Origin of the sequence: Ktedonobacter sp. SOSP1-85 (assembly GCF_016587415.1) — a bacterium.
Lineage (GTDB): Bacteria > Chloroflexota > Ktedonobacteria > Ktedonobacterales > Ktedonobacteraceae > Ktedonobacter.
The window spans coordinates 1,078,186-1,096,285 of record NZ_BNJI01000001.1 but is presented as its reverse complement, the minus strand read 5'-3'; the positions used below and the strand labels follow the sequence as shown (position 1 = coordinate 1,096,285).

Genomic DNA, 18,100 nt, shown 5'->3' with positions numbered 1-18,100 from the left:
ATCCCCCATCTAATCGCCCTGCTGGAAGAGAGCGCTCCACGCCCGGCAGGAGAAAAAAGGTAGGTGCGCCCTTTAGAAGCACTACCTTTTTTCTCCTGCACGGGTGTGGAATGCCCCTTTCACATCTGCACGAGCGTGGATTTCCCTTACAACCCTCCACTCAGCGTCACCAGCAGCTCCATATAGCTCGCAAAAGCCGCATACGGCCCCACAAAAGGCAGCTCACGCGCTATTTCCTGTAGTCGTGCACCCGTATATCCCTTCTGCCCCAGGCTTCTCAACCAGACCTTAGCCTTCTCCACCCGTGTGCGATCCTCCGTGCTCAATGGCCGCTGTGGCAGTCCTCGCCCATAGTTATAGCGTTGCAGTAGCTCTGGATCGAGCAGATAAGACTTCAGCAGGGGCACAATAATGCCATGCACAATGGCCTCGTCCATATAGGTGCGCAAATAGGCTGCCATAATCCCCGGCTCAGGCGCCTGTGCCTGGCTCATCTGCTGGAGAAGCCTGCCTCTTTCCTCCATCCTGGTCCGCACAGGATGGAGAAGCCGCCCCTCTCTATCTATGCGGATCTCATGCAGCGGCCCAATAAGCGTTGCCCCATAACCCTGCCGCCCCACCCATCCTTCCAGCGTCGGCATACGCCGTGCCTGGGGCGTCACCTGACTCTGCCACTCCTGGGCCACCTGGCGCGTAATCGGCCAGCGCAGCCAGGTGCGCGGCGGCGTCACCTGCGAATCCAAAAATAACGCCTCATGTGCTATCTGTATCACCGCGTCAATAAAGGCCTCCTGCTTCTCGCGCCGATTGCTGCCAATAATCCAGGTATCTATAATGCCCGCCTTGCGGTAGGCCTCGTGGCGCATCTGCCACTCCTCGATCTCCAGGGGCGCGCACTGATACTCCACCGCCTGGCACAGCCCATCCGTATGCCGCACAAAAACGTCCGCGATTCGGTTCGGCTCTGGCAACCTCTCCTCCAGCGTCACCTGCGCCTCGGGAAACTGCCCCTTCAACCACCTGGCCAGCACCGCCTTCCCCCGCATATGCTGTACCGACTCCCCCTCCGTGCTCCACGCACACTCCCCCCGCTGGTGCGCGAAATGCGGCTGCATCCGCTTCGCCCCACCGCCGCGCAGATGCACCACTCCCCGACAATTCGGACACTGCAACCGCCTGTCCCGCGACCACTCCTGCAATTGTTCCAGTGGCGTCTCGCTCGCCACCACCGTCTGACCCTCCGGTCCATACGCAACCAGCATAGCGCCTACCTCATTCAGCTTGTCCATAAGCGCAATAACACCTTGCCCACAAAACGCGACAACACCTTGCTCGCAAAACGCGACGAAATTCTGGTAGGGACCCGCTTTAGCGCGTCCAAAGGCGATTAATCGCCTGTAGGCGCAGCCCAAAACGTTCCTATTCAACATCTCGCAGGGTGTATTGTTTACTGCCCAGCAAAAAACGCTTACTCGCCACTGCTATCAATGGTATTTACACGCAGGCCCCCCTCCTCCCAGCCAGGTAACAATCGCGTAGCTGTGTACTTCAGCAATGTCGTCCCCCACGGCGCCTCCTCTCAAACAGAGCCATTTTTAGCTCATCCTCAAATCAAGATCAGTGATGATCAACTCTCATTATTGGTCACTGACTCGTTTTGAAATCGCCCATCTCTTGCGGGGAAAATCGAACAGCCAATTCGCTTGACGCAGCGTAGTATAGCCCAGGATCAAATCCATAGGTATGTCGATATGGGAATTCACGTGCGACAGGTCAACTCCAGCTACTTTATGAGGCGAAAACGCATAATTCCCAATGATAGGAGACGTCATGATGAAGAGAGGCGTTTCCACCTGGGTTCCTGTCGAGTCTGTTCCTTGAGATTGTCCTACTTCCTGAAAAAAAACGGGATACTTTTTGATAAAGCTCATGTCTGCCAGGGTTATTCCAGCCCCAGTATCCCATACTGCTGCCGCCTCGATCTCTCCGAACCGCATAGTCACGTAAGGATGAAACTTCTTGTCCAGAATCAGCTCTTGAAAAGGCGAGCTAGACTCCGGTTCATCTTGAATGACGACCCTCTGTTCATCAAATAAAAAGTGGCAGCAAGAGTCTTTGAGAAGATCCATCCCGATCAAATTTGCTCTCACAGAGTGATTGGCTTCCACACGATTGAGCAAAACGTCGTGTTTGCAGATCGGGCCAAGCTCAATCATTGGGACCCGAATCAACTCCAGGTGGCCTGCTGCAAAAACTCCTGATGAGTCCCTCTTCTCGATGCAATCGAATGTGGATGTATAATCGTCGAAGGTAATGCTGCTTGTCGCTGCACCAGTATCGAGAAGAAAACGGTAAGGAGAGCCGCCAATTGTTCCGTCAACAAGGACTTCGGCAGCATCGCTATCTGCTTCATCCGGCCTGATAATCAAATCGAATCCGTTCATGTTATCTCCCTTTACTTCTTCTCCGAAAACCCTGAGCGCGAAGCGCTAGACACGCCAGTGACGTTGGGTTTCGGAATAAGATCTTAGTAAACGCTCTGCCAATACCGAGCATTCTTCGTATCTCCTCGCGGGTAAACGCTCGCCCAGCATTTGTTAACCCCTGCTTTACCATCTCCACCAGCGTAGCCGCGTCCCCTGTGCCCTTTAGGGTAGTAAGTAGCGCACTGCTCTCATGAGTTTGTATCAGTCTATATAATAATATATCGCAAGCAATGACCCTATAGTGCTCTCCTGGAAGTCACACTTCGTAGTAGCGTTCTTAAATAGCGTAGACGACAACTGTGGATGAACACAGGTGCAGTACAAGGAAAAGACATGAAACACTCCGTTCTACGGAAAACTCTCTGTCTAGCCCTCCTTAGCACTGTCTTTGCTATCGCCTTAGTCATAACCACAGCAACAAGCACATCCGCAGCCACCCTCGCATCCACGAAGGTGCAGACCCCCATAACCGTAAATATAGGTAGCCACGCTATACAGTGGGGGCCTGGCTGGGGAGGCGGCTGGCGTGGTGGAGGCTGGGGTTGGCGCGGCGGCGGCTGGGGCTGGCGTGGCGGCGGCTGGGGACCTGGTTGGGGAGGCGGCTGGGGCTGGCGCGGTGGAGGCTGGGGACCCGGTTGGGGAGGCGGTTGGGGCTGGCGAAGTAGCTGGGGTTGGGGACCCCGTTGGGGCTGGCGCGGTGGCGGATGGGGACCTGGCTGGGGAGGAGGCTGGGGCTGGCGCGGCGGTGGTTGGGGTCCCGGTTGGGGAGGAGGCTGGGGAGGCGGCTGGTAGAGAGAAACCAATGCAATCTATCACCTGGCGCGACACCCTTAAGTCGCGCCAGGTGATAATAATGTACCCTTTACTCCCCGCCCTCCAGAGCGTCTCCCCCTCGAGTAGCCGCGTACGCAAGTAGCGGGCTCCTTCTTCCTACTCAATTCCTTCAATATTTCCTCTTTTACTTGACAAGTCATCTCTTGTCGGGCATACTATAAATGTATATCGCATAATATTATAAAATTGTATTGTATTGTATTCTACACCTTCCATCTCTCTACCTCGTGAAAACGTCCCTCTACTTCCCACATGGAGGCTTACATGACGAAACACGACCCGCAGGCCTACACCAACCTCTTCGCCCGCCCCTTTATGCCCTTCACCGGACTGAATGACCTCATTCAGCCCTCACCCATCACGAGCATCTGGCCCATCCAAAATCTGCTTCCCATAGGCCTGACGCTCCTCAGCGGCGAATCGCGTTCCGGAAAGACCTCTCTCGCCCTCCAACTCATGTTTAATGTCACTCAGGGTCAGTCTTCCTTCTCTGGCGAGGCTCGTGATGACTCCCAACCCTTCAAATCCACTCGAGGCCGAGCCTTCTACCTTGGCCTCGATCACTCTCTGCTCCGCCTTCACGAACTCCGCTCGCGCCTGTTGTCGGCCCAACCCGGCACTCCCCCACCCAACAATCTCTTCTTTACCAATACCTGGACCCCTCTTACGCCCACCGAGGGTTTGTACGAGCTTCAAAGCTGGCTTACTAACTCTCCCGATACACGCCTGCTCGTGATCGATAACCTGGCCTCCCTACGCCCCCTCTTCAAAGGTAACGACCGCGAACTGCTCGCCCTCCTGCGTCGCCTCGCCGAGCAGCAGAATATCAGCATTGTCGTTCTCCATACCTGCAAACGCTCCTCTTCCCTGGCGGCCTCCGTCGATCATCACCTCCATCTCAAACGCCTTCCCGTCTCCAACTACTATCATCTCGATGTACTCGGCTCCTCGCTTGCTCTCTTCTCCCTCACCCTACATTGCCCAACCTCTCACATTCATTTCCGTCACGCCTCCCTCGAAGAGAATCTCGCCCTCACAACACTCAGCGCCCATAAAACTCTCACCCCCGAACGCCTCACCATCCTCCACCTGATCCACACCTGCGAACACCCCCTTTCACCCGCCCAGGTCACAGCCGCGCTTGGCCTCGACTACACCTGTGTGCGCCAACTCCTCAGCAAAATGGCCCGCGCCAACCTGCTATACACCACCTCTCGCGGCCACTATACCCTTCACCCCTTCATCAAGCCTCTCGTCCCCGAACTCCTGGCCCAGTATCCCCACCAGCCCAAATTCGAGATCGCTCACATTCTCCTCACCCCGATTCCGAAGACACCCACTCCTCAAACCCCTCCGACACTCCCGAATCCTCTCCCAACGACTCCCCCAATTCCACCCAAACCCCCGCCACCACCTCCAATCTCGCATCCCAAACCCGGATCGCTCACAACCTCACTCTCCCTTCCCACACCCTCCTCACCAACCCAAATGCAAATACCTATCCTGACTAACCCAACAACATCAATCCCAGCCTGTAACCGTTGAAACTCACGGACATCTATGCGAAAGAGCGGGATTGCAAAGGGCGGCTAGCCCTTTGCCGGGGTTCGGGGTGTCCCCGAAAAATATCTTTTTACTTTTTTTGTTTGCCGCCTGCGGCGGCAAACAAAAAAAGTAAAACTGAATCTTGCTCTCAGCAAACATACATGCTATCCTGTATGCCTATATGGCCGTGCTCATCGTTTGTCACGCCTGGGCTAAGAGGTGTGTTATGCTCGATCTAAACACTATTCCTATTATAGATAATCATTGCCATCCCTTCCTGCTTCAGCAGCGGATGGATGCTCAGACTTTTCGTGGCTACTTCAGCGAGGCGACACATCCCAGCTTTGCCCAGAAGCATGTCTCGCATTCCATCTACTACCTCTGGTTTCTGCGCCAGGCCGCAGCCTTCTATGGCTGCAAACCGCTTGAAGATGAGATAATCGCGGCTCGCTCACGCTTCGATACCGCCGACCAGGTGCACCGCCTTTTCGCGGGCGCCCATATTGAGGCCCTGGTGCTCGACTCCGCCTATCCACCGCCCACAACCTGTTATGCTCCCGAGCAAATTGCCAGTCAGGGCGGTGTCCGGATAACGACCCTCCTGCGCCTGGAGATCCTGATGCAAGATCTTATTCAGGCCCATACCGATTTCGATGAGGTGGTTGCGCGCTATCGCGAGACAGTGCGCCAGGCGCGCGAGCTTGGCTATAGCGGCCTGAAGAGCATCGTGGCCTACCGCACCGGCCTGGAGATCGCGGAGTGGTCAAAAGATGAGGCGGTCGCGGCCTTTACCGAGGCCCGCGCCCAGGCCACCCAACATGGCGAGCTACGCTTAATGCACAAGCCCCTGCTCGACTATCTCTTACATCAAGCCTTTGAGCAGGCGGCTGAGCAAGAGCTTCCAGTGCAGTTTCATACCGGCTATGGCGATGGCGATACCGATATGCGCCTGGGCAATCCGCTACACCTGCGCGCCATCTTCGAGCGGGGCGACTATCAGCGTATGCCCATCGTCCTCCTGCACGAAAGCTATCCCTATGTGCAGCTTGGAGCCTACCTGGCCGCGATCTATCCCAATGTCTACTTTGATCTCTCGTATACCATTCCCTTTGTCGAAAAACTTGAAATGCTCACATTCACCCGCCAGGCCCTGAGTATCGCGCCCGCCAGCAAGCTGACCTATAGCTCTGACGGTATCAATGTCCCTGAAATGCTCTGGGTGGGTGCCAAACGCGTCCGCACCATCCTGGCCCAGGTCCTGCAAGAGATGATTGACGCCGACGAACTAGACACATCTCAGGCTCAGCACCTTGCCCGCCTGATCCTGCACGACAACGCTGCCCAACTCTATTTCAAAACATAACCGGGCTTCGGCGTCTTGGGCATGGTATCTAGATTTCGGTAGGGACCCGGTTTACCTGGGCATGGTATCTAGATTTCGGTAGGGACCCGGTTTACGATTCCGCTGACAAATTTTGTCAAGTTGTCCGAACAGGCTTGTGAGAAACGCCTGAATTGTTGGTAGGGACCCGATTTATCGCGTCCAAACGCCATTGATGGCCTGTCGGCGCAGCCGTGTTTTTGCGCTGTTACAAGCACATAGTGACGTGAAAGGTCTTTTTCAGCGTCTTTCAGGCTGCGCCCACGGGCGATTAATCGCCTTTGGACGCGGTAAACCGGGTCCCTACCGGTCTTGAAAGCCTCTGGATACCTTTCCGCGCTCGGAAACTTGTCCGGACAAAATTTGCCAGCAAAGTCGTTTACCGCGTCCGAACGCCATTTATGGCAGTTCGGCGTAAGCCAAAAACATTTCCGTTCGACAATGTTATGCAATAGATTGCCATATTTCCCGGCGAGAACCAGCCCGACACCGCTAAGTGGCACGCCTACCTTTTTTCTGGCCAAACATGGGGCGCACTGATCGCCGAATGCAGCCGCCCAGCAGGAGGGCGAAGGTAGGTGCGCCCTTTAGAAGCACTACCTTCGCCCTCCTGCATGGGCGGGAGCCGGCAATCCAGTATCATGGAGAAACACCAATGTCTGAATCACTTAATTCTGTGACTAATCTCGCCCAATTTCGCATCGGGATCTCTGCCCTGATCTTTCGCCAGGGCCAGATCCTCCTGGCCCACCGCAGCGATATCGACTGGTGGAACCTGCCCGGTGGCGGCATGGAACTTGGAGAGACGCTTGAGCAGACCGTCAGCCGCGAGGTTCTGGAAGAAACAGGCCTCCAGGTCGCCATCGAGCGCCTCGTAGGCGTCTATTCCAAGCCCCAGAAGCAAGAGGTCGTCCTCTCCTTCCTCTGTCGCATCACCGGCGGCGAACTGACTACCACGCTCGAATCCCGCGAATGCCGCTTCTTCTCCCCAGATGCCATCCCCGCCAACACCCTCCCCAAGCATCGCCAGCGCATCGAAGACGCCCTCCTCAACCAGGAACGCGCCCTCATCCGCAACCAGCTCTCCAGCACCTCCCACGACCAGAACCTCCCCAACACGTAACACAACGTCTTTTTTTATATTATTTGGGTCGGAGGCGTAGAGTGTTCCGCCAGCCTGCGGCTGGCGGAACACTCTACGCCTCCGACCCAAATAATATTTATTTCTTCAACACTAGCACGTCCAACGGTCCCATCTCTACCGTTCCCTGGACCTTTCTCTCGTCCAGGAGGGAGGTATAGCTTCCCTCTGGCAGAGTGATCTGCTGCCGCTCCTTGCTCTGATTGAGCACAAAGTAAACCTTCTCGCCGTGCTTGCCCTCGCGCAGAGTGACCTCGACGCCCTCTGGCGTGTCTAGAACTGGTTCTACGCCTGCCTGCGCGCAAATCTGCTTGATAAGCGTGTCTACCAGTCGCTGCTCAGGGTGCGTCGCGACATAGTAGGCCTTGCCTTGCCCATAGCTATGCTCGGTGATCGCCGGATGTTGCGCGTAGTAGTCCTGCCCAAACCTTGCCAGAGCCTGCGCGCCCTTCAGATGTACCAGCTCGCCCCACTTGGTCGCTGCATAGCGCCCGCGCAACTCTCCCTCTTCGATAACGACCTCGTTGGACATCTGCGGCGTCAGGGGATCAAACTCCTCAACATAGATGCCGAGCAATTCGCGGAGCGCTCCGGGATAGCCGCCCGGGATGACATGCTCATTCTGGTCGACGATGCCGCTGAAGAAGGTCGTGAGGAAGGTTCCGCCCTGCTCCACAAAGCCTTTGAGCTTCTGCTCCACGCCTGGCATGATCATGTGCAGCAGGGGCGCGATGACCAGTTTGTACTCGCCCAGCTCCGCCTCGGGGGACACGATATCCACGGCGATATTCCGCGCATAGAGCGCCTTATAATAGGTAAGGATCTGTTCATAGTAACGCAACTGATTGCTTGGTCCCGGCTGATATTCGGAGGACCACCAGCTCTGCCAGTCCATGAGGAGCGCGACCTTAGCGTGAATGCGGGTGTTGGCGACCTGTGGGGCCAGCTTCGCCAGTTCGGCACCCGCCTGGGCTACCTGCTTAAAGATGCGGTTCTGCTCGCTTCCCTCGTGCGAGACGACGGCGCTATGATACTTCTCCGCCCCCGCCATGGATTGGCGCCACTGGAAGAAGAGCGCGCCATTGGCTCCATGCGCGATGGACTGCATGATGTGCATGCGCAGTTGTCCCGGTCGTTTATGGGGGTTCTGTGGCTGCCAGTTGACCTGGCTCGGACTCATCTCCATGACGATGTGGGGCTGCCCTCCCTTCGCTCCACGCATGATGTCATGCGGCATAGCGACCTGGGCCGCGCCATCATGAGGCGCTGGGTACATATCAAAGGAAATGATGTCCATATGTTTGGCCCAATCGAAGACATCGACGGGTTTGAAGGCTACCATCAGGTTGGTCGTCAAGGGGATAGACGGCGTGGCGCGGCGGAGAATCTCCTCCTCCAACTCGTAGCATCCGCGCAGCGAATCGTTCATAAAGCGCCAGTAATCCAGCGTTTGCGTGGGATTGGTCTGCGCCGGCGTGGCACGCGGCGGCAGCACGTCTTCCCACTCATAGTAGCGCTGGCTCCAGAAGGTGGTTCCCCAGGCCTGGTTCACCTTGTCTAGCGTCTGATAGCGTTCTTGTAGCCATTTGCGGAACGCGGCGGCACAATTCTCACAATAGCAGGCGCCTGTATGGCAGCCATATTCGTTGTTGAGATGCCACATCTTCAAGGCAGGATGTTTTGCGTAGCGTGTCGCAATCTGCTCAACGAGCGCGCCGGCCTTGCGCCGGTAATCGGGGCTGTTTGGGCAGTAGTGCTGGCGCGAGCCATGGCTCATGCGCACGCCCTGCTGGGTCACTGGAAGTATTGAGGGGTAAAGGCGACTCATCCAGGTTGGAGGCGAGGCAGTCGCGGTCGCCAGGTCCGCGTAGATACCATGCTCTGCCAGCATATCCATAATGCGGTCCAGTTGCTCAAAGTGATATTTATGCGGTTCTGGCTCTAGCAAAGTCCAGGAGAAGATATTAATTGAAACCATGTTTACATGGGCCAGTTTCATCAGGCGCATATCCTCGCGCCAGGTCTCCTCTGACCACTGTTCTGGATTATAGTCCCCACCATAGAGGATCCTATCAGGGAAATATTGCTGCATAGCTCTTAAATGCTGCCTTTCCTTTCAACGATGATCTTATAAGCAGTGTATCACGTGTGGAATAAGAGGGTGTGGAAGTGCCAGCTCCCCAAACCATGTAGGGTCCATGCTTGCATGGACTCCGAGCGCAGCGACGACCACCACGCCTGAGCATTGGCTCGCGGGCCAGCCACGCCCATGCCAAGCATGGATCCTCCAACTTACTCTATGCAGAATGGTTACCTTTCTCCGCTCCATGATATGTAGACGCGTGCTTTTGCAGCGTCGTGCCCCTTCCCTCCTAGTCCCATGATGTGTAGACGCGTGCCTTTAGCAGCGTCGTCTCTGGTATGGTATTATACGAGTGCAGTTCTGAGAATTGCTGTTTCCAGCAAGAGAGAGGTAGTTGTGCCGCAACGATGCTGCACTCTCCATACATGTGCTCTCTCTGCTGTTTGTTTTTCAGGGGTCCCACCCTTATAATGGGGAGTGGGAATAGGTTGTAAAATACAAAACACAAAATTTCGAATTTGTAGGAGTTTGAACGATGCCCAGAACGTCGGTGCAGACTTACGGAGGCTATTGCATATGACAGTGAATATCGAAGCTACGGAAGCTGATACTCTAGCACAGCCGCTAGATGTCATTGCACTTTTCCGCACCATGGTTACCGCACGAGCCATCAACGACCTGTTGAAGACTCGCAAGACTCAGGGTCGTTTCCCTTTCTATATTGGTTGTGCTGGGCATGAGGGTATGGCAGCGGTCGTGGCTGCCTTGCAGGAAAGTGACTGGCTCGCGCTTTACTATCGTGACCTGGCCGCCTGGCTTCAGCGCACAGGCGATGTCTATGGACCCCTGCGCGAGGCCTATTCTCGCTCGACTGGCCCCATGTGCTCCGGGCGCAATATGCCATCGCACTATAGCAGCCGGAGCCATCGCATCCTCCCAGGTGTAAGCGAGGTTGGAGGCCTGGCTCCCTTTGCGGGTGGCGTTGGCTTCTCGCTTAAGCAGCATGCAAGCAAAGATCTGATTATGTGCTCTACAGGTGATGGTGGCTCAGCCACCAACGACTTCAGCGTGCTTCTGCGCCAGTCGGCTGTGCATCAGCTCCCTGTGCTCATGGTCATTGAAGATAATAATTGGGCGATTACGACCCCCTCAGTGGTCCAGTACGCCGGCTCGCTCGTGGAGTGGGCAAAGGGCGCTGGCGTCTACGCGGAAGAGGTCGATGGTACAGATATCATGGCGACCTATGAGGCGAGCAAACGTTTCGTGGCCCGTATTCGTTCCGGCCAGGGTCCAGTCCTGATGCATCTGCGCCTGGGCCTGCTTGATCCGCATTCTAGCAGCACTGATATCAAGTCCTACCGCAAGAAAGAAGAGATCGCGCTCACGACCGAGACCAAGGACCCGGTCAAGAACTTTGGCCGCTGGCTGGTGGCAAACGGTCACTTGCAGGAAGGCGATCCCGAGCGTATGCGCAAAGAGATTCGCTCAGAACTGGATCGCGTTGAGCGCGAGGTCTTGCAGGAGCCGGAGCCTGATGGCAGCCGTGTGATGCAGCATGTCGTGGCTGTCCCCGAGTGGCATGAGAATATTCCTCGTGGTGCCAGGCGCCCTCTGACTATGCTAGGTGCGATCAACGAGGCCCTGGTCGAGCTGGCCGACCGCGATCCCAACTTCTTTGTCTACGGTCAGGATGTTGGTAGTCCCAAGGGCGGCGTCTTTGGCGCGACCGCCAATCTCGTGCAGAAATATCCTGAGCGCGCCATCAGTAGCCCGCTGAACGAGCAGCTTATCGTGGGCCTGGTCGCGGGCGCTGGCATGGTCGATGGTAAGGCTCGTTGCGCCGAGATCCAATTCGTCGACTACCACCAGTCGTCGACCCAGACTGTGCGCCTGGCGGCTCGTACCTCCTATCAGAGCTTTGGCGACTGGTATGTGCCCATGATCATTCGCACCAAGTCGGGCAGCGGCGGCGGTGGCCCCATTTCCAGCAGCACCGCAGGCGGCGGCGCCTTTGGTCACTCCAATGCCGGAGAGCAGTGGTTTACCAATATTCCTGGCATGATTACCATCTGTCCCGCGACTCCCTTTGATGCCAAGGGCCTGTTGTTACAGGCTGCGCGTTCGCAGTCGCCTGTGACCTTCCTGGAGCGCGGTCGCCTCTATCGCTCGGAGCCGCCCAAGGATGCTGAGGGCAATATTATTCCACAGATGGCCGAGTACTGGAGCGTCCCCGAGGGCTACTATACCCTCCCCATTGGTAAGGCGCGCCGTATTCGCATCGGCGAAGGCCCGGTGAGCGTGGCGATTGTCGCCTGGGGTTCGATGACTCTTGAGGCCTGTACCGCCGCAGCCAATATCGTCAAGCAAGAGGGAGGCGCGATTGAGGTAGTTGACCTGCGCACGCTGATACCCTTCGATGAAGCGACCGTCGCTGCCGCAGTCAAAGAGGCTAATCGCGTCGTTGTCGTGACCGAGGAGTCCGATCTGACCAGCTATGGCCGCCATGTGCATTCCTGGATCGTCCAGAACTGCTTCTACGACCTGGACGGCTCGCCAACCTTCATCAGCGCGGTCGCGGCGCCAGCCGCTCCCTACAACGCGCCCGAAGAGGTTGCCTTCTATCCCACGGCCAAAACCATCGAGGAGCGCATCGCCGACCTGCTCGTCGAATAAGATCCTCAGAAAGAAAAGAGTGTGCGTAAGAGCCGGGGCATGGCCCCGGCTCTTACGCACACTCTTTTCTTTCCCCTTTTCTGTGCTCGACGTGTGCTAAAAACTATGCTACACTGCGTCTTAGATGCAAGAAGAACTACGATGCGCTTTTCAAGGAGAACTCTAAAACCATGACCTGTACATCTTGTGGTGCTGACGTCACCGGAAAGAAGTTTTGTCCTGAGTGCGGTACATCTGTGCAGGCTGCTCAGCCCATGCGGACATGTCCCCACTGTCAGGGGTCTGTGCGCGCAGATGCAGCTTTCTGTGCACATTGCGGCGGCTCACTTAAAGGGGCTGCACCTGTCGCTTCGGCGCCCACGACGCGGGCCTGCCCCTCGTGTCATGCTGAGTTGCCCTTGTCCAGCGCCTTCTGCACAAATTGTGGCTCTCAGCTCCAGGCGACCCCTCCCTATACCTCGTCGGGGCAGTATCCACAGTATCCCCCTCAGCCAGCGCAGCCACAGTATCCGAACCAGGCGCCCTATCCACAGCAGCAACCATACTCACAACAGCCCTATCCGCCGCAGTATCCGCAACAGCAGCAGTATGGGCAACAGTACCCCCAGCCAGCGCAGCAGCCTTATGGCGCGTATCAGCCCGATCCCATGATGGGCCAGGGACAGATGGTGCTGCGTTGTCCCACCTGTATGGCGATGGCTCCTATCGGGACCGCCTACTGTCGTGGCTGCCGCACCAATCTGGCAGGTGTCGTGCCCGTGCCCATGAACGCGATGGCTCCTGGTCAGCAGCCCGGCGGCTTTATGCAGGGTAATGGAGGCAAGTATGCCATGGGGGCGCTGGGGGGGGCCGCCGCGGTGATTGGCGGCGAGATGCTCCTCGAGAACCTGGTTGAGGGCCAGCATCACCACCACCATCGACGCGAGGATGACGACGATAATGGCGGCCTGCTCGGCTTTATGGATAATATCGGTCTCTAATCTGACTGGTGCATCTGTGCCCGCTACCGGCGTACGCGGCTACATATAGCGGTAGCCGCGTACGCCAGTAGCGGGCCCTCTCATACCTTCAATATACCAAAATTGGCTATCTCCCTTTTCTGTTTAGTTGCGACAACGTCTGAAACCGTCTATAATACGGCGAGATACTCTCGTCTCCGTATGCAGAAAAATAAGCTGTCCGGGTTGTTGGTATTGTATTAGTCCTATTTTGATCAGGAAATATAAGGAGAACTGGTGTCTTCTTGCCTCCTACGAGGCTAAGCGCCAGAACTGCGCATGAACTACGAGCGAACGACTCTGCCTAATGGTTTACGTCTACTTACTACCTCAATGCCTGGTATGCGTTCCGCCAGTATTGCCTTCTTCTTTATGGTAGGTTCGCGTCATGAGGATAACCACGTCGCGGGTGTGTCCCATTTCATTGAGCATATGCTTTTTAAGGGATCGCAGCACTATCCTTCTGCCAGGGCTATCTCCGAGGCGATTGAAGGAGTCGGGGGTGTCTTTAATGGGAGCACGGGGAAGGAACTGACGAATTATACGGCTCGCGTACCCGCGGAACAACTCTTTGCGGTCATGCGAGTCTTTGCTGATATGTTCCGTCGCCCACTTTTTGATCCAACCGAGGTCGAAAAAGAGCGCAATGTGATTATTGAAGAGATCAGCTCAACACAGGATGATCCCCAGGAATGGGTGAATCTCCTGGCTGACGAGGTGATGTGGCCTGCTCTTCCCCTGGGACGCGATGATGCTGGAACCGTCGATTCTGTCTCAGAGTTGGGGCTTGAGCAAATGCTGGATTATTTCCACACATTTTATCGCCCTAACTCACTGGTGATCAGCGTCGCTGGCAATATTGATCCTGAGCAGGTGCGCCAGGTGACTGAAGAGCTATTCGGGGACTGGGAGCCGAGCGAGTTCCCAGGCTGGAGTGCCTCGCTGCCCCCCGTCGATGTAGCACCTGTCCGTATGATTGAGAAGGACACTGAGCAGACAAACGTTTGCCTGACCACCCTGGGGACCTCGTATCGCTCTGCCGACTACTTTACATTTTTGCTTATCAATGCTCTACTGGGCGATGGAATGAGTTCACGCCTCTTCCAGTCAATTCGCGAGGAGCAGAGTCTGGCTTATGATATTGGTAGCTATCTGAACTGTTATCATGAGACTGGGAGCCTGGTGGTGAGCGCGGGCGTTGACCCTTCGAGTATTGATGCCACCGTTCGGGCCATCCTGGTGGAACTAGAGCACCTCTGCACAGAGCCAGTACCGGAAGAAGAGTTAGCGCGCACCAAAGCCTATGTGCGTGGTGGCTTCTTGCTGGGGCTTGAGGGAACCCAGCAGGTAGCATCCTGGTTGGGTAGCCAGGAGTGTGCGCAGCACCAGGTGCGGGAGATCGATGATATCATTGCCCATATTGATGCCGTGACTGTACAGGATGTACAGCGTGTAGCACAGTCGTGTTTCGCGCCCCAGTGGCGTCGCCTGGCGATTATTGGACCAGATGGAACACAGCGAGCAGGTGAGTTTGAGAAGTTGCTTACAGGTGTGTAATGCTGTGGGAAGAGGAGACCTTGTTTTATGGCACAAACCAAGCTACAAACGAATCCGCCAACTACGCTTCGTGATTATTTACAACAGACCGAGGATCTGATCAGCAGAGGCGAGCATGAAGAGGCCCTGGCTCGTTGTCAGCAAATTCTGGCTCAGCATCCTGAGTCTCTGGAAGCGCAACGCCTGCTCGGTGAGGTCTACTTCGCTCAGGGGAAACTAGAAGAGGCTCAGCAGGCCTTCGACTGGGTGTTGATGAATGATCCCGAGAATGTAGTTGTGTATTGTGACCGGGCCTTAATTAGCGAGAGTCTCTCGGATTTTGATACGGCCCTCGATTGTTACCAGCAGGCTTATGAGTTGAGCCGCGGCAATAGCCACATTCGTGAGGAGTTTAATAAGCTCAGTGCTAGGGCGGGTCAGCAGGGCTTTATGTTCTCGCGCGCAGGTCTGGCCCGGCTCTATACGCGTGGTGACCTGGTAACGCAGGCTATTCAGGAGTGGGAGGCGGTCCTCGCCGTGACCCCTGAACGACTAGATGCGCGTCTGGGTCTGCTTGAGGCACTCTGGCGTGAGGGCTTGTATGATCGAACCGAGCAGCTTGCACGCCAGATTTTGCAGGATGTGCCTGGCTGCCTGAAGGCACAACTTCTCCTCGCCCACATCATCTCGCCGCGTGATCTGCACCAGGCTGAAGATCTCATCAAGCGCGCCGAGGCTCTCGACCCTGATTTGCTGATGGCACAAGAACTCTTTGCCGATCTGTTGGCGAAACAGACGCCTGCCCACGAGCCATTTCTGGCCCTTATCCAGCGAGACCCGGTGGCATTGGACAAATTCGTTCAGGAAGTATCTGCTCCTCAGCCATCCACTTCGTCGAGCCGTCCCAGCTGGCCAGGCCTCGATGCAGTCCCCCAGGAGGCACAGAAGCCAAGTACCTCATCAAGCCGACCGAGTTGGCCTGGCTTCGATTCCACCTCCCAGGAGGTTCAGCAGTCAAGCACCTCATCAAGCCGACCGAGTTGGCCTGGCTTCGATGCTATTCCCGAACAACAGCAGTCAAGCACCTCGTCGAGCCGGCCAAGTTGGCCTGGTTTTGGTGCCGAATCTCAGGAGGCGCAACAGGCGCCTGCCAGTGAAGCCTCTATGCCTGGAGCAGAAGCCCCGGCTGGCTCCTCTTCTACCTGGGATTGGCCCGGTGTCGACCAGCCCGCCACTGCCACTACCAATCAGTCGAATCAAACGGACCTCAGTGCCTTGCTGGCCGAGGCTCGTAAATATCTCTCCTCCTCGTTTGAGGACGAAGCATCCTCGCCAGCCGCCGAGCCTGAGCAGCCCTCGAAACAGCCTTCCAGCGCCTCCTGGTCCGGCATAAGCAGTGAGCCTTCCGCCAGTGAACCAGCCACCACAGCGCCAAACAAACCATCTAGTGGCGTTTGGGAGGCGTCGACCACTCTGAATAAGGGTGAAGCAACACCCACAGAATGGCTGGATATGTTGACCCAGGGCGAGCGCCAGCGTATGGCAGAGCCTGCTGGTGAGCCTCAGGAGGTCTCTGCTCCGGTTGAATCTCAGCAGCCACCAACGCCAGTCCAGCCATCTCAACCAGCTGTGGCTTCCCAGCCTCTGGTAACTCCTGAAGTGAAAGCCGAGGCTAAGGCTAATGAAGACGCCTTTACTTCGCCCTTTGCCATGGATGATGACGAGGAAGAGTCTTCCTTCGGCCCCTCCTGGCTGAAGTCGATAGGGGCCGAGAGCAGGGAGAATAGCATGGAAATGCCTGCTATCTCGCTCTCCAAAGCCAGGCCAGAAGCCTCCAAACCTGTCGCGAAGTCAGAGGCGCCTGTGAGCCCTCAGCCCGCAGAGCAGCCCAAACCCAGCGTCGAACTGCCCACGGCCTCCGAACCCATCCAGCCTGCACCAGAGCCGGGATCGGCAGACCCCTTTGCCTCCTGGCCGGGATACGCAGCCACGCCCAGCGCACACCTTGAGCAGCCAGAAGTACATCATGAGGCTCCACAGGAAGAGGCGGCGTCACTGCCTACGTTTGATTCCTGGAACTTCTCCAGCGATATGGGCGGCGAGCCAGGTGCGTCTGCCGCCATGCCTGAGTGGGCAAGCCAGTTACTTGGTTCCTCGGGGACAGCGCCCGCTGAGCCTTTGCCCGCCCCCTCGTGGATGTCTCAACTCTCACGCTCCGCCGAGCCTGCGCCCCTCAACGAGGCGCCTGAGCCAGCGCAAGCGGAGGCACCAGGCACGAACGAGAATGAGCAGAGCGTTGTCAGCTCACTAGAGGATCTGGAGAAAAACCTCTACTCACAGGGCTTTGTCCCCATGGAACCACACAGTCTCTCCTCCCTGGCGGAAACAGAGCCAGCCACGCCAGAGCAGCCAGAGCAGCCTGAGTTTTCGGAGATTCCAGACTACCTGGGGGCCCTGAAGCAGGAACCTCAGGGAGCGACGCCCGATTTCTTGCGCGAACTGCAAGGGTGGCAGCAACAGCCGAGTCAACCGGAAGCACAGGACTGGCAACAGCAATTACAGCCGAGTCAACCGGAAGCACAGGACTGGCAACAGCAATTACAGCCGAGCCAATCAGAAGCACAGGACTGGCAGCAGCAGTTACAGCCAAGTCTACCAGAAGCGCAGGACTGGCAGCAGCAGTTACAGCCGAGCCAGTCCGAGTCTCAGGAGAGTACTTCACTCTCTTCCGCCCTGGCCCAGCTAGGCCTGGTGAGCCAGCGCGCTCAGGAAGAGCCGCAAGCTCCTGTCCAGCCAGCCGCGAGTGTCGCGCCCGAGTCACAACCATCAGCAGAACAGCCTTCATGGGTGGCCGCACTAGGTGCCGTTCCTCCCATGCCGGTACAGCCAGTCACACGCGAGCCAGAGCCTCAGTCGGCCCCTGTCCAGCCAACTACACCATTTGCGGTCTCGCCCAAACCTGATGTGGAGAAGCCCTCGCCGCAGTCGAAGGCGCGCCCGAATCCCTTCCTGGAAGATGGCCTGGAGACAACCATGAAGCGGCCCGCGATACGTCTTCAGCCGATGCAGCGTAACGCGAAAGAATCGCAAGCCCCTGTGGTACGCAGCCGACCCGTGGAGCGCCAGTCAGCGGCAAGCGAAGGGAGCGGTAAGCCCCAGGAGCGCTTACTCAAGGGCTATCAGTATCAACTGGTGGGCGACTATGACGAGGCGATGCAAGAGTATCGCGTCTTGGTTCGTACCTCGCCAGAGGTGCTGGGAGAAGTGGTAAGCAATCTCCGGGCATTGCTCAAGCTGGCGCCCAATTATGCAGCCGGCTATCGTGTGTTGGGGGATGCATACATGCGCCAGGGGGAATACCTCCAGGCAATGGAGGCGTATAATAAGGCGTTGACCATGGCGAAGAAGGCTAAGTCCTAATCA

The 18,100-nt window shown here is 56.7% G+C and carries 11 protein-coding genes; 8 read left to right on the top strand and 3 right to left on the bottom strand.

The features are described 5' to 3' along the window. Positions 1 to 146 precede the first annotated feature (146 nt). Positions 147 to 1,289, bottom strand: coding sequence for a competence protein CoiA (locus KTE_RS04865; protein WP_201379133.1), 1,143 nt, complete (start codon positions 1,287 to 1,289; stop codon positions 147 to 149). Between the two features lie 348 nt (positions 1,290 to 1,637). Continuing rightward, positions 1,638 to 2,444: a retropepsin-like aspartic protease gene (locus KTE_RS04860; protein WP_201379131.1), complete on the bottom strand. Its 807-nt coding sequence runs from the start codon at positions 2,442 to 2,444 to the stop codon at positions 1,638 to 1,640. 568 nt (positions 2,445 to 3,012) lie between these two features. Here KTE_RS04860 and KTE_RS04855 point away from each other — a divergent pair. The 4 genes from KTE_RS04855 (at position 3,013) to KTE_RS04840 (ending at position 7,369) form a co-directional block, all read left to right on the top strand. Then, positions 3,013 to 3,402, top strand: a complete 390-nt coding sequence (locus KTE_RS04855; protein WP_201379129.1) for a hypothetical protein — start codon at positions 3,013 to 3,015, stop codon at positions 3,400 to 3,402. Between the two features lie 182 nt (positions 3,403 to 3,584). After that, positions 3,585 to 4,865, top strand: coding sequence for an AAA family ATPase (locus tag KTE_RS04850; RefSeq protein ID WP_236600285.1), 1,281 nt, complete (start codon positions 3,585 to 3,587; stop codon positions 4,863 to 4,865). A gap of 226 nt (positions 4,866 to 5,091) precedes the next feature. Next, positions 5,092 to 6,228, top strand: a complete 1,137-nt coding sequence (locus tag KTE_RS04845; protein WP_201379127.1) for an amidohydrolase family protein — start codon at positions 5,092 to 5,094, stop codon at positions 6,226 to 6,228. A 673-nt stretch (positions 6,229 to 6,901) separates the two neighbouring features. Then, the gene (locus tag KTE_RS04840) at positions 6,902 to 7,369 is read left to right on the top strand and encodes an NUDIX hydrolase (protein ID WP_201379125.1); all 468 of its coding nucleotides are present in this window, start codon (positions 6,902 to 6,904) and stop codon (positions 7,367 to 7,369) included. A gap of 97 nt (positions 7,370 to 7,466) precedes the next feature. On the opposite strand, the gene KTE_RS04835 is transcribed toward KTE_RS04840, so the two are convergent. Then, entirely contained in the window at positions 7,467 to 9,479 is a 2,013-nt protein-coding gene (locus KTE_RS04835) for a beta-galactosidase (protein WP_201379123.1), read from the bottom strand. 567 nt (positions 9,480 to 10,046) lie between these two features. On the opposite strand from KTE_RS04835, the gene KTE_RS04830 reads away from it, so the two are divergent. The 4 genes from KTE_RS04830 to KTE_RS04815 all read left to right on the top strand — a co-directional run bounded on the left by KTE_RS04830 (position 10,047) and on the right by KTE_RS04815 (position 18,097). After that, positions 10,047 to 12,143 carry a thiamine pyrophosphate-dependent enzyme gene (locus tag KTE_RS04830; protein WP_201379121.1) on the top strand — a complete coding sequence of 699 codons (2,097 nt, stop codon included), beginning with the start codon at positions 10,047 to 10,049 and terminating at the stop codon, positions 12,141 to 12,143. 170 nt (positions 12,144 to 12,313) lie between these two features. Then, the gene (locus KTE_RS04825; protein ID WP_201379119.1) at positions 12,314 to 13,123 is read left to right on the top strand and encodes a zinc ribbon domain-containing protein; all 810 of its coding nucleotides are present in this window, start codon (positions 12,314 to 12,316) and stop codon (positions 13,121 to 13,123) included. A gap of 297 nt (positions 13,124 to 13,420) precedes the next feature. After that, positions 13,421 to 14,698, top strand: coding sequence for a pitrilysin family protein (locus tag KTE_RS04820; RefSeq protein ID WP_201379117.1), 1,278 nt, complete (start codon positions 13,421 to 13,423; stop codon positions 14,696 to 14,698). 27 nt (positions 14,699 to 14,725) lie between these two features. Continuing rightward, positions 14,726 to 18,097: a tetratricopeptide repeat protein gene (locus tag KTE_RS04815; protein ID WP_201379115.1), complete on the top strand. Its 3,372-nt coding sequence runs from the start codon at positions 14,726 to 14,728 to the stop codon at positions 18,095 to 18,097. Positions 18,098 to 18,100: the final 3 nt, after the last annotated feature.

Coding starts and splice junctions, on each gene's coding strand:
- KTE_RS04865 (WP_201379133.1), bottom strand. CDS start 1,289: ATGGACAAGCTGAATGAGGTAGGCGCTATGCTGGTTGCGTATGGACCG.
- KTE_RS04860 (WP_201379131.1), bottom strand. CDS start 2,444: ATGAACGGATTCGATTTGATTATCAGGCCGGATGAAGCAGATAGCGAT.
- KTE_RS04850 (WP_236600285.1), top strand. CDS start 3,585: ATGACGAAACACGACCCGCAGGCCTACACCAACCTCTTCGCCCGCCCC.
- KTE_RS04845 (WP_201379127.1), top strand. CDS start 5,092: ATGCTCGATCTAAACACTATTCCTATTATAGATAATCATTGCCATCCC.
- KTE_RS04840 (WP_201379125.1), top strand. CDS start 6,902: ATGTCTGAATCACTTAATTCTGTGACTAATCTCGCCCAATTTCGCATC.
- KTE_RS04835 (WP_201379123.1), bottom strand. CDS start 9,479: ATGCAGCAATATTTCCCTGATAGGATCCTCTATGGTGGGGACTATAAT.
- KTE_RS04830 (WP_201379121.1), top strand. CDS start 10,047: ATGACAGTGAATATCGAAGCTACGGAAGCTGATACTCTAGCACAGCCG.
- KTE_RS04825 (WP_201379119.1), top strand. CDS start 12,314: ATGACCTGTACATCTTGTGGTGCTGACGTCACCGGAAAGAAGTTTTGT.
- KTE_RS04820 (WP_201379117.1), top strand. CDS start 13,421: ATGAACTACGAGCGAACGACTCTGCCTAATGGTTTACGTCTACTTACT.
- KTE_RS04815 (WP_201379115.1), top strand. CDS start 14,726: ATGGCACAAACCAAGCTACAAACGAATCCGCCAACTACGCTTCGTGAT.